General features: G+C 68.0%; 13 protein-coding genes. 7 read left to right on the top strand and 6 right to left on the bottom strand.

Annotated elements, in window-relative coordinates; all coding sequences use genetic code 11:
- Window positions 1-185: 185 nt before the first annotated feature.
- Window positions 186-569 (bottom strand): hypothetical protein, encoded by a 384-nt coding sequence (locus ACGFNJ_RS05915; RefSeq protein ID WP_393443891.1) that lies wholly within the window; start codon window positions 567-569, stop codon window positions 186-188.
- Window positions 570-790: 221 nt separating this feature from the next.
- On the opposite strand from ACGFNJ_RS05915, the gene ACGFNJ_RS05910 reads away from it, so the two are divergent.
- The 6 genes from ACGFNJ_RS05910 (at window position 791) to ACGFNJ_RS05885 (ending at window position 7119) form a co-directional block, all read left to right on the top strand.
- Window positions 791-1552: an SDR family oxidoreductase gene (locus tag ACGFNJ_RS05910; RefSeq protein WP_393443889.1), complete on the top strand. Its 762-nt coding sequence runs from the start codon at window positions 791-793 to the stop codon at window positions 1550-1552.
- Window positions 1553-1665: 113 nt separating this feature from the next.
- Entirely contained in the window at window positions 1666-2847 is a 1182-nt protein-coding gene (locus tag ACGFNJ_RS05905) for a sensor histidine kinase (RefSeq protein WP_393443887.1), read from the top strand.
- Window positions 2844-3506 (top strand): response regulator, encoded by a 663-nt coding sequence (locus ACGFNJ_RS05900; protein WP_393443885.1) that lies wholly within the window; start codon window positions 2844-2846, stop codon window positions 3504-3506. Before ACGFNJ_RS05905 ends, ACGFNJ_RS05900 begins: the two co-directional genes overlap by 4 nt.
- A gap of 76 nt (window positions 3507-3582) precedes the next feature.
- On the top strand, window positions 3583-4989 hold the full coding sequence (locus ACGFNJ_RS05895) for a nitrilase-related carbon-nitrogen hydrolase (protein WP_393443883.1): 1407 nt from the start codon (window positions 3583-3585) through the stop codon (window positions 4987-4989).
- Window positions 4990-5288: 299 nt separating this feature from the next.
- On the top strand, window positions 5289-6569 hold the full coding sequence (locus ACGFNJ_RS05890) for an MFS transporter (RefSeq protein ID WP_393445871.1): 1281 nt from the start codon (window positions 5289-5291) through the stop codon (window positions 6567-6569).
- Window positions 6570-6681: 112 nt separating this feature from the next.
- The gene (locus ACGFNJ_RS05885) at window positions 6682-7119 is read left to right on the top strand and encodes a DoxX family protein (RefSeq protein WP_393443881.1); all 438 of its coding nucleotides are present in this window, start codon (window positions 6682-6684) and stop codon (window positions 7117-7119) included.
- Between the two features lie 217 nt (window positions 7120-7336).
- On the opposite strand, the gene ACGFNJ_RS05880 is transcribed toward ACGFNJ_RS05885, so the two are convergent.
- The 3 genes from ACGFNJ_RS05880 to ACGFNJ_RS05870 all read right to left on the bottom strand — a co-directional run bounded on the left by ACGFNJ_RS05880 (window position 7337) and on the right by ACGFNJ_RS05870 (window position 8946).
- Complete coding sequence (locus tag ACGFNJ_RS05880) at window positions 7337-7759, bottom strand: MarR family winged helix-turn-helix transcriptional regulator (protein WP_393443878.1); 423 nt, start codon at window positions 7757-7759, stop codon at window positions 7337-7339.
- Between the two features lie 41 nt (window positions 7760-7800).
- Window positions 7801-8226: a hypothetical protein gene (locus ACGFNJ_RS05875; RefSeq protein WP_393443876.1), complete on the bottom strand. Its 426-nt coding sequence runs from the start codon at window positions 8224-8226 to the stop codon at window positions 7801-7803.
- A 153-nt stretch (window positions 8227-8379) separates the two neighbouring features.
- Window positions 8380-8946 (bottom strand): TetR/AcrR family transcriptional regulator, encoded by a 567-nt coding sequence (locus tag ACGFNJ_RS05870; RefSeq protein ID WP_393443874.1) that lies wholly within the window; start codon window positions 8944-8946, stop codon window positions 8380-8382.
- A gap of 99 nt (window positions 8947-9045) precedes the next feature.
- Here ACGFNJ_RS05870 and ACGFNJ_RS05865 point away from each other — a divergent pair, with 99 nt between their 5' ends.
- The gene (locus ACGFNJ_RS05865; protein WP_393443872.1) at window positions 9046-9483 is read left to right on the top strand and encodes a DoxX family protein; all 438 of its coding nucleotides are present in this window, start codon (window positions 9046-9048) and stop codon (window positions 9481-9483) included.
- 76 nt (window positions 9484-9559) lie between these two features.
- Here ACGFNJ_RS05865 and ACGFNJ_RS05860 read toward each other — a convergent pair whose 3' ends face one another.
- Both ACGFNJ_RS05860 and ACGFNJ_RS05855 read right to left on the bottom strand, forming a co-directional pair.
- Window positions 9560-10369, bottom strand: coding sequence for an SDR family NAD(P)-dependent oxidoreductase (locus ACGFNJ_RS05860; protein WP_393443870.1), 810 nt, complete (start codon window positions 10367-10369; stop codon window positions 9560-9562).
- A gap of 10 nt (window positions 10370-10379) precedes the next feature.
- Window positions 10380-11345 carry a DUF1702 family protein gene (locus tag ACGFNJ_RS05855; RefSeq protein ID WP_393443868.1) on the bottom strand — a complete coding sequence of 322 codons (966 nt, stop codon included), beginning with the start codon at window positions 11343-11345 and terminating at the stop codon, window positions 10380-10382.
- Window positions 11346-11350: the final 5 nt, after the last annotated feature.

Raw genomic sequence — 11350 nt, 5'->3', positions numbered from 1 at the left:
TTTTTTTTGTTTTTTTTTGGTGTTCTGTTTTTTTCTTTATTTTTTTTATTAATTATTTTATGTAAAGCGCCGGCGCGGGGGGGGGGCGCGGCCCCGCCCCCCCCCCCCCCCCACGCCGAGCAGCGATCGGTCTTGGCGACTCGTCACCTGTCACCGCCTGGCGGGGCGGCTGTCGCCGTCGTGTCCTACTCGCCGTTGGATGCGCCCTCGCCGTTGGATGCGCCCTCGCCGGGCGTGCCCTTCTTGTCGCCGGGCGTGGCCTTCTTGTCGGGCGTGCCCTTCTTCTCGGCCTGGTCGCCGGACTTGGGCGTCGTGCTGTCGTCGCACTTCTCGTCCGGTTTAGCCTTGGCGGCTCCGGGGTTCGCGCTGCCGGTATCCAGGCCATCCATCCCCGGCACCTTCGGCATCCCAGGCAGGAGGCCATTGCCACCCGCGGTGCCTTCGGTCTTCGCGCAGTCGGCCGGTGCCTTGACCATCGTCAGGTCGGTCTGTGCCGCGCCTGCGACGCCGGCGAACAACAATGCGGCGGTCAGCCCTGCGGCCGCCGCGGTTCCTATCTTGCCAATCATGTGTGTAGCCCCTTCTTTCATTGAAGTGGTACATGCTGATCAAACGTTCAACACGTTAATGCTGAACTGGGGGAATAGGCGGAACCTGCCGGTAGCGCAGGCAAGTCCACCGCCGGCCGCCGCGGCAGGATGTCACAGTCGCGCGGCCCGCGTCGTCTTGTGAGTGAAGAGCTGTCGAGACGCCGGGGCTGCGAACCCCGGTCCGTGGGAGAGGCGAAAACATGACTGCGACGATTCTGGTCACCGGCGGTACCGGCACCCTTGGCAAGCAGGTGGTGCCCTTGCTGGTGAACGCGGGCGCCAAGGTGCGCCTGCTGAGCCGCAACACGCACGAATCGGCCGATGGCATCGACTACGTGACCGGTGATCTGCTGAAGGGCGATGGCGTGGCCGCCGCGGTCGACGGGGCCGAGCTCGTGCTGCACCTCGCGGGCGGCCCGAAAGGCGACGACGTGGCCACCGGACACCTCGCCGATGCGGCCGCACGGGCCGGGGTGCGGCACCTCGTCTACATCTCGGTGATCGCGGCCGAAAGGATCCCGCTCGGGTATTTCAAGGCCAAGGCCGATTCGGAGCGGATCATCGCCGAGTCGGGCATCCCGTACACGACGCTGCGGGCGGCGCAGTTCCACGATCTCGCGTTCACCGCGGTGCGCACGCTGGCGAAGCTGCCGGTGGTCCCGAACCCCGGCGGCGTGCGTTTGCAACCGGTCGATGTGCGCGACGTCGCGGCCCGGCTCGTCGAACTGACGCTGGACGCGCCGGCCGGGCAGGTGCCCGACCTGGCCGGGCCGATGGTGTACCGGCTCGATGAGCTGGTCCGCAGCTACCTGCAGGCGACCGGGAAGCGGCGGCCGCTGCTGCCGGTGCGGCTGCCGGGCAAGGTGGGCAAGCTGTATCGCGCAGGCGCGAACCTGGCCTTCGACGGCGCCCAGCTCGGCACACGGACCTGGGAGCAGTACCTCGCCGAACGGCTCGGCTGACTCTTCCGTGAGCACCGCTGGATTCGACGGGCGATCTCATGCGCAGGAGTGAGGCGCGGATCAGCCCGGAGAGTGAGGCCACGGTGGCAGCGGGCGGCCCACACTGACTCCTCGTGAGGCTTATCAGTGCGGCCGCCCCGGCCTGGCGAGCCGTCGACGACGCGACCCGGCGGGTGATCGAACGGTTCGAACGCATCCCGCCCGGCGCGGTCGATCTCGTGCTGACCGCCGCGATCACCGTCGCCAGCGTCGGCCCTGCCGTGCTGGCAGGTCACCCGTGGTGGGTGGTGTTGCTCTCGGTCGTCGCGTCGGCGCCGGTGCTGTGGCGCCGGCGCGCACCGGTCGCGACGTTCCTGGTGGTGGGCCCGGCGCTCACCCTGCTCGCCTGTGTGCACGCCATGCCCGCGCTGCCCTACGGCACCGTGGTCTGCGCGTACACCATTGCCGCGTACAGCCCGCCGGTGCGGCGCCGATTCGCCTTCCTGGCAGGTGCTTTCGGCATTCTGCTTTCGTTGGTCATCCCCAACGAGAGCCCCGACTCCTATGGGTACGCTGCCATGTCCTTTCTCACCGCATGGGCACTGGGGACCGGTGTCCGGGCGCGGCGGGCCCAGATCGAGATGCTCCAGGAACGTGCCCGCAGGCTCGACGAAGAGCGGGTCGCCGCCCTGGATCGGGAACGGCTGCGGATCGCCAGGGACATGCACGACATCGTCACCCACTCGATCGGCGCGATGATCGTGCAGGCCGAGGCGGGGCCGCTGCTCATCCGCGCCGACCCGGATCGCGCGGACGCCACCTTCGCGAGCATTGCCGACACCGGTCGCGGTGCGGTGCAACAACTTCGGCGCAGCGTCGGCACGTTGCGCGACGGAGCCGCCGAACCGAGGCACCAGCCGGGCATCGAGGCGATCGCCGACCTGGTCGACCTCGCGCGTCGCGGCGGGCTCGCCGCGACGCTGCACGAGGACGGCCAGCGACGCGCGGTCTCCGACCAGGTGGCGGTCACGGCGTACCGGGTGGTGCAAGAGGCACTGACGAATACCGGCAAGCACGCGTGCGCCACGGGCGTACGGGTTTCGCTTCGTTGGTCGGATCAGGCACTGACGGTGCGAGTTTCGGACGACGGCGGCGGTCCGGCCACCCCACCGCGAGCGCGGATGGCAGGCTGCGCGGGGTATGGGCTGCTCGGCATGCGCGAGCGGGTCACCGCCAGCGGCGGCAGCCTCCAGCACGGTCCCTCGGCGCACGGCTTCGACGTGGCGGCCGAACTTCCACTCGGACAACGGAGTTGAGCGTGCGCGTGCTCGTGGTGGACGACCAGGACCTGTTCCGTGCCGGATTCGGCATGATCCTCGACGCGCAACCGGACCTCGCCGTGGTCGGCGAGGCCGCCGACGGGCTGGAGGCGATCGACAAGGCCGTCGCGCTCGCCCCCGACGTGGTGGTGATGGACGTCAGGATGCCACGCCTCGACGGCGTGGCGGCCACTCGGCGGATCTGCGCCGAAACCTCAGCGAAAGTGTTGGTGCTCACCATGTTCGACCTCGACGAGTATGTCTACGACGCTTTGCGGGCCGGCGCGAGCGGGTTCCTGCTCAAGGACGCGCGCCGCGAAGAACTGGCCGAAGCGGTCCGCGTCGTCGCTGCGGGCGAGGCGCAGCTCGCCCCGACGGTGACCCGTCGCCTGATCGCCGATCTCGCCGACCGCGGCAGGCCGCGGCCCGAGCTGGCCCGTCGCCTCGGCGAGCTCACCGAGCGGGAACGCGACACGTTGCGTCAGCTGGCGCGCGGGTGTTCGAACGCGGAGATCGCCGCGGCCATGACGGTCAGCGAGCACACCGTGAAAACCCATGTCAGCGCGGTTCTTTCGAAGCTCGGCCTGCGGGATCGGGTGCAAGCGGTGGTGTTCGCGTACGAGGCGGGTTTGGTGGTACCGGGCGGCCTCGCCTGACTCGCTCCTGCGGGGGAGTTGCGGTTCCCTCGTTTCGGCGATGTGCTCGGGTGGTCGAGAGTCGAACATCGAAGTGGTGAAACGCTTTGTCCTCGCCGCATCGGTGATCGTGCTCTCTGCTCTGCTGTGGTATTTCGGTACCGGGTTGCGCCCGGTACCCGGGTTGGCCTTACTCGCACCGCTACCGGTGTTGCTGCTCGTTCCACGGGTGTCCGCGCGGACCGCGTTTCTCGCCGGTGCGCTGTCCTGGTCGGTCGGTGAGGTGCGCCTCTGGTTCTACCTCACCGACACCGTGGCACAACCTGTCCCCGTTGCGGTCTCGCTGCTCGGTGGCAGCGCCGTGCTGTTCGGGATGATCGCTGTGCTGATGCGTGCGTTGCTCGCGCGGGGGCGGCCAGGCCTCGCGGTGCTCGCGTTGCCGGTCGGCTGGGTGAGCGCGGAATTCTTGATGTCGGTGGCTGGTCCGTTCGGTGCGTGGTGGAGCATCGCCTACAGCCAGGCGGACGTGCTGCCGCTGATTCAGACGGCTTCGCTCACCGGGGTATGGGGGATTACGTTCGTGCTGATGCTGGTGCCCGCGGCGATCGCGGCGCTGTGTGCACCGGAAGTGACTCGGGTGCAACGCCTTCGGGTAGGTGCGGCGGCCGCCGCGGTGCTGGTCGTGGTCGGTGCGTACGGCGGGTGGCGGCTGACGGTCGGGCCGAAGCGCGAAGCGGTGGCGGTCGGGCTCGTCGCGGTCGCGCAACCGCCGCAGTACGTTCCGGTGGATTCGGCCGAGGGACGGGACATGATCGCGCGGGTCGTCGTCGAGATCGACCGGCTCGCCGACCAGGGCGCGCAGGTGGTGGTGTTGCCGGAAAAGGCATGGCGCGCCGACGATTCCACCTTGTCACTGCTGTCCGGGCCACTGATGGAGATCGCGACGCGACGCGCCGTCCATGTGGTCGCCGGACTGGTCCTCACCACGGGCGGCATCAGCTACAACGCCGCGCTCGACTATCCGTCCGGGGTGCGCTACGCCAAGCACCATCTGATCCCTGGGTTGGAGGACGAGCATCAGCCTGGCACCCAGTGGCAGAACGTCCCCGATCATCCTTGGGCATTGGCGGTCTGCTTCGACCTGGACTTCCCTGACCTGGTCCGGGCGAACCAGCGCAGTGGCGCGACCCTGCTCCTGGTCCCCGCCCTCGATTTCACCGTCGATCGCTGGTTGCACAGTCGGATGGCGGTGCTGCGCGGCGTCGAATTCGGGATGGGCGTCGCGCGGGCGCCGCAACTCGGCGAGCTGGTTGCCAGCGATGCCCGCGGGCGGGTGCTCGCCGCGGCGGTCACCGATTCGACGGTGACGCGGTCGGTGCTCGCCCGAATCCCACTGACGTCAGGCGACACGGTCTATGTCCGATTCGGGAACTGGTTCGGCTGGACCTGCCTGCTGCTGTTCGGCGTCGTGCTCGTCGGATCGGTATGGCGCCGCAGGGATTGACGGACGGCGTTCGTGGCGCAGGAACCGTGGATTCGCGGGGCCGTTACCTAACCGTGACACTCTTCACATTCGCCTACTCCGGTGCAGGTCGCGCCGTATGCCCGGCCGTCTCCCGACCCAGGGGTGGGGTTTGCGCCGCGAGAAACGTGGGTATCGGTCTATTTCGTGCCCGGTCTCTGGTGTCAGGACCCGGAGGAGGCACGAAACATGGTCCGTCCGACGGGCTGGAGAGGAACGTGCACGTGACTGCCGAGGACTCCGAGAGTTTTCCACTACGGCGATCGGTCGCCGCTTCCGCGATGGGCAATGCCACCGAATGGTTCGACTACGGCGTCTACGCGGCGACGGCCACCTACCTGACCGACGCCTTCTTTCCCGGCGACCTCGGCACGCTCGGCACCATGCTCGGCTTTGCTGTCTCGTTCGTGTTGCGCCCGCTCGGCGGCATGGTGTGGGGTCCGCTCGGTGACCGGATCGGCCGGAAAGCGGTGCTGGCCACCACGATTCTGTTGATGGCCGCCGCCACCGGCGCGATCGGCCTGTTGCCGACACACGCCCAGGTCGGGGTGCTCGCGCCGATCCTGCTCATTACTCTGCGTGTCGTGCAGGGCTTTTCGACCGGCGGTGAATACGGCGGCGCCGCAACCTATCTGGCCGAATGCGCGTCCGACAAGAAACGCGGATTCCTCGGCAGTTTCCTCGAATTCGGCACGCTCGCAGGGTTTGTCGGTGGTTCGGCGACCGTGCTCGCCTGTCAGCTGGCGATCGGGTCCGACGCGATGCACGACTGGGGCTGGCGGATCCCGTTCCTGCTCGCGGTCCCGCTCGGCCTGATCGGCTGGTACCTGCGCTCGGCCCTCGACGAGAGTCCGGTGTTCAGCGAGGTCGCCGAGGAGAAGCATCCGCCGGGTGGCCTGCGCGAGCTGGTGACCACCTACCGGCGTGAGCTGCTCACCATGGCCGGGCTGGTTGTCGCCCTCAACGTGGTGAACTACACGCTGCTCACCTATCAGCCGACCTACCTGCAGAAGACCATCGGCTTGGGGGAGTCGGACGCGACCGCGATGATGCTGATCGGCCAGCTGGCGATGATGGTGGTGCTGCCCTTCTTCGGCCGCCTGTCCGACCGGGTCGGGCGCAGGCCGATGTGGCTGTTCTCGCTGGTCGGTCTCGCGGTCCTGGCCATCCCGATGTACTGGCTGATGGGGCAGGGCACCGCATGGGCCATCTTCGGATTCGTCGTGCTCGGCCTGCTGTATGTCCCGCAGTTGTCGACCATCAGCTCCACCTTCCCGGCGATCTTCCCGACGCACGTCCGCTATGCGGGATTCGCCCTCGCCTACAACGTGTCCACCGCGGCCTTCGGCGGCACCGCGCCCCTGGTCAACGAGGCCGCCATCGAATCGACCGGCTGGTCCCTGTTTCCCGCGGCCTATATGGTCGGCGCCAGCCTGATCGGCCTCGTCGCCTGGTGCTTCCTGCGGGAGACCGCGGGCACCTCACTGCGCGGCACCGAGGTCCCCGAGGCAGGCGACGACGCGCCGAACCTCGTCCCCGCCGGAGCGGCGATCGCGCCCTAGCCCGGCGGTTCGGAAAATCTCTTTGCGGACTGCGATGAGTTCTGTGCGGGTGCTCCGTCCTATCTGGTGAACGCGCTACCAACCCGGCGCGACCGACCAGAAGGATCAGAAGATGACCACCGCCAACCCCGCCGCCCACTTCGCCGACGACGCCACCTACCGCCCGGGCAAGATCCGCAACCGCGTCCTGTGGACCCTGCAGATCGTGCTCGGCCTGTTCTTCATCATCGCCTCCGGCGGGCCCAAGCTCGTCATCCCGAACACCTTGATGGACAACGCCCCCGAGAACCTGACCATCCCCTTCGGACTGCTCATCTTCATCGGAATCGTCGAAGTCGCCGGCGGTATCGGGCTGATGGTGCCACGGCTGAGCGCCCTGGCCGCAGCAGGCCTGTCGGTGCTCACCGTGCTCGCCGCAGCCACCCAAGCCTTCATCGCCGACAAGCCCGCAATGGGAATCTTCCCACTGGTGCTGGCCGCGATCTTCGTCTGGATCGCCTACGAACGCCGCGCCACCCTCACCGACCTGCGCAACACACTGACGCGATGACACACCGCTGAGCACGACCGGCGATCGGTGGCCTGGCCGCCGATCGCCCTTCGTGCGTCCCCGGATCGGTCGCCCGTCGGGGTTGGCGGCGACCGATCCCAGCGGCTACCTGGTTCGCGCCAGCCGGGCGTGGACCAGGTAGCCGCAGTTGCGTCCGCCTACCTCTCAATCGGCGGTGCGGCGCGTATCGCAATGCGGTACTGCTGTTTTCGAACGACTATTCGCCCGGCTCGAGGAGCTTGGCCAGCACCATGGTGTCGTGCAGGTAGCGTTCGTACGGGAAGTCGGCTTCGAGCAGGGCGTTGCGTAGCTCGTCGTAGAGCGGTTTGCCGGTGGTGTGGAAGGCGTTGCGGCCGGCTTCGGTGGTGCTGACCAGTCGTCGTCGTCCGTGCGCTGGGTCGGGGTCGACCTGAACCAGTCCGGCTTCTTCCAGCGGGCGCAGCGCCCGGCTGATCGCCGGATCGGACACCGAAAGCGCCTGCGCCAGTTGGTGTTGGGTCACCGGTTGAATGTCCTCCAGCGTCCCGAGCAGCCGCATCTGGCTGTAACTGAGCCCGCCTGCGCTGTCCACGCGCCGCCGTGTTGCTTCCCCGAGCAGGTACACCACCCGATGCAGCAAGTCCGCCAGTCCATCGTCCACCCGTCGAGCATACCCAAGTCTTACCTGGTTAAGACTGCGGGCTAACCGTCGGTGTGCTGGGGCCAGGTCTCCTCGATGATCAGGGTGCCGGTGCGCAACGCCTCCGCGTGGTGCTCGGCGACCACGTCGGGCGGATAGGTGGGCCACAGCGTGATGGCGCCGGTGGCTTTGTCGATGGTGCTCACCGTGCCACCGATGGGTAGTGGGCTTGGGGGAGTGCGGGATTCGGTGGGCGGCGGCGGCACGAAGATGGCGACGACGACGAAACAGCTGTCGAACTCGGTGATCCGGTTGGCGATGCCACGTCCGGCGTCGTCGTCGAAGGAGAGGTAGCGCTCGGCGAGACGCTCCGCTTCGGCGAGGGTCACCGGTGTGGTGCACTCGGTCGGGTAGGCATGGATGTCCATCGTGTCGACGGCGGCCACCGGTGGTGGCGCCAGCTCCTTTCCGCAATCCTGGTGCCCCACTGTGCCGTACGCGCCCGGCGGTTGTTCGCGTTGTCCGGGATTTGCTGTCGGACGGCGGGGTTTGCCGGTTGATCGAAACCTGTCGGATGGTCGTTATTCATGAATTGGTCGACAACACAGGTCGAGCATTCACTGGTTGGTAGACAACACTGGTCAGTCGAACCGGACCGTGGCGAGCATGCGCCTGGCCAGCGTCTCCGGGTCGGCGCCTGCGGCCAGGCTCGAATTGTCCAGTGCGCCTTCCCGCCACAGCGCGGCGAAGCCGTGCACCAGCGACCAGGCGGCCAGCTGGGTGGCCTGCTGCTGTGCGAGATCGCCGGGACGGATGGCGGTCACGCCGGAGCGCAGCGCCGCCGCCGAGGCGAGCCTGGCCGCGTGCAGGCGTGGGTCGTCGGCGCGTAACAGTGTGTGCCGGAACATCACATCGAAATGGCCGGGGTGTTCGCGCGCGAATTGGATGTAGGCGACGGCGACTTCGCGGAAGTCGGGCCCTGCCGCCGTGAGCGCGGCGGCGAGCAGTTCGTATCCCTCGACGGCCAGCGCGGTCAGCACGCCGGCCCGGTCGCCGAAGTGATGGGCCGGTGCCGCGTGCGAGACACCTGCCCTGCGGGCCAGCTCGCGCAGGGACACCGAGTCCACGCCGTCGGTCGCGATCTGGTCGGCGGCCGCGGCCAGGATGGTGGCCCGCAGATCGCCGTGGTGGTAACCGCTTTTCGCCATGCTTCGATGGTGCCCGAGAATCTAGCCATTGACAAGTTGCCGCCACCGGCGCTAATCTTTCCACTGTCAAGATTGCTCGAAACACAGTAGGAGACCCTGATGGCACCGCTGGTTGTACTCACTGTCATCGCCGCTCTGGCCAGGCTCATCGGCTGGCTCGCCGGACCCGAATGGCTCGACTCGTGGCCACACGCCGTCGCGATCGGCCTCGCGGCGATGTTCGTGCTGACCGCGAGCGCACACTTCCTCTCGCCGCGCCGCGAGGCACTGGTGGCGATGGTGCCGCCGAAACTGCCCAACCCGGCCGCGCTGGTCACCCTCACCGGCGTGCTCGAACTGGCAGGCGCCGCCGGACTGCTCATCCCGGCGACCTCGGCCATCGCGGCCGCGGCGCTGATCGCGATGATGGTCTTCATGTTCCCGGCCAATATCCGTGCGGCCAAGGCGGATCTCGGCATCAAGACCATGCCGCTGCCGCTGCGCACCGTCGTCCAGCTGATCTTCATCGGAGCACTCGCTCTTGTGCTCTTCGGCTGACGGCATCCACGGGGTCTGCGACAAAGCCCGCCCGCGCAACGATTTACGTTGCCAGGGCGGGCTTTGTCGGGTGCGCTCAGGCTCCAGCGCGCGCCTTCGCGATGGTGCGCCGCATGAACGGCCGCGCCATGTCCTCCGGCAGGTTCGCCCACGCGAGGAAGAACCTGGTCAGCGGATCCAGCGCGAGGTGATGCCGCCCGCGCTCCAGCCCGCGCACGGCGGCCTCGGCGACGCGCTCGGCCGACATCGGCTCGATCGATCCGGTAATCGCCTTGGTCTCCACCGGTTTACGGACGTTCTCCTTGGCCAGCCCCGGTGTGTCGGTGTCGGCCGGATAGATCACCGTCACCCCGATGCCCGCGGGTTCGGCCTCGTAGCGCAGGCACAGCGCGAACTGCCGAACGCCCGCCTTGGTCGGTCCGTAGCCGCTGTATCCGACGATGCCGAGGAACGCGCTGGTGGAGCTCACGAGAAGGACCTTGCCGCGCGACCTTTCGACCATCCCGGGCAGCACGCAGCGCACCGCGTGCACCGCGCCGAGATAATTGGCGCTCATCTGCATCTCGAACTCGCCCGCCGCGACGTCGAGGAACCGGCCGGGCAGCGTGAGCCCCGCGCAGCAGGCGAGTGCCTCGCACGGCCCGTGCTTGCCCTCCAATTCCGCGATGGCCGAGGCGAGTTGGTCCGGATGCGTGACATCGGCGACGGCCCAGTCGCCGCCGATCCGCTTGGCCGCGTCCCGCAGCGGCACCTTGCGCCGCGCGATCACCGAAACCTGCGCGCCACGCCTGGCGAACGCGGCCGCGACGGCCGCACCGATCCCCTCCGAACCGCCGGTCACGATGACATGCTTACCGACCCACTGCGTTCCGTTGCGACCGGTCATCGCGCAACCCTCAGGTCCGGCTCGCGGTGACGATCTCCGCGATCCGATCGCGCCACCGCAGATAGGTCGCCGAACTGCCGTCGGTGGGCAGGTCGAGCAGCGAATCGTCGATCAGCGCATCGGTTTCCGCGACCGAGTGCCCGCAGAACACCCGTGCCGCCGCCTCGCTGTGCTCGTTGCTGCTTTTGGTCTGCTGCCTGATCTTGGTCACCATCGCGCAGCCCAGCGAGACCTGCGGCCGGTATTGCCCGGCGACCTCCCAGAGTTCCTCCATGTCAACGGGTTCCACGCCGCCGGCGAAGGTCACCGCGATGCCGACCCCGCTCCACAGATCGGCGTGGCGCTGTTCGGCGAAGCCGCCGATGCGTTCGGCCACCGCCTTCGGCGTGCCGCCGCCGATGAACCACAGCGCCCGGCCGAGGCCGTTGTCCGCGATGCGCTGCAAGTTGGCTCGATCACCCATCCACCGCGGGTACCTGGTGTCGACGTGCTGCCGGTCCACATAGCGCGGCTTCTGGAAGAACGCCTTGTAGAAGCCGTACCCGTCCACCGCGAGCCACTTGAACAGCGGATGTTGCGGAAAGAGCTTCTTCCAGCGCTGCTTCGGGATCTTCGCGAGCGCGAGCCCGACCCCGACGACCATGGTGAGGTCGTGCACCTTCGACTCGGGCCCGACGATCAGATCGTGCGCCCGGTGCCCCGGCGAGAGCGAGTCGATGGCGGTGAGTCCGACGGCCGCACCCTCATAGGCGAATCCGCGATACTTCGGCGGCACCTGCGCGAGCTGGGCGACCAGTTCGGCGTTGTTCGAACTGCGCACCGCCTTGTCGATCCCGCCGACCAGGTTCATCGTCACCTGCTCCAGCTCGAGCGCGGCATGCGGGTTCGACTGTTCGAAGCTCTGCATCACCGTGCGCACGCTGGCCGGGCTCGGAACGAATAAGGCCGCGCGCAGCGGGCCCAAAGGTGAAGGCATGACAG

It is taken from the genome of Nocardia sp. NPDC049149, from assembly GCF_043197455.1.
Taxonomy (GTDB): domain Bacteria; phylum Actinomycetota; class Actinomycetes; order Mycobacteriales; family Mycobacteriaceae; genus Nocardia.
The sequence above is the reverse complement of the archived record's forward strand: the minus strand, read 5'-3'. Positions and strand labels throughout refer to the sequence as shown.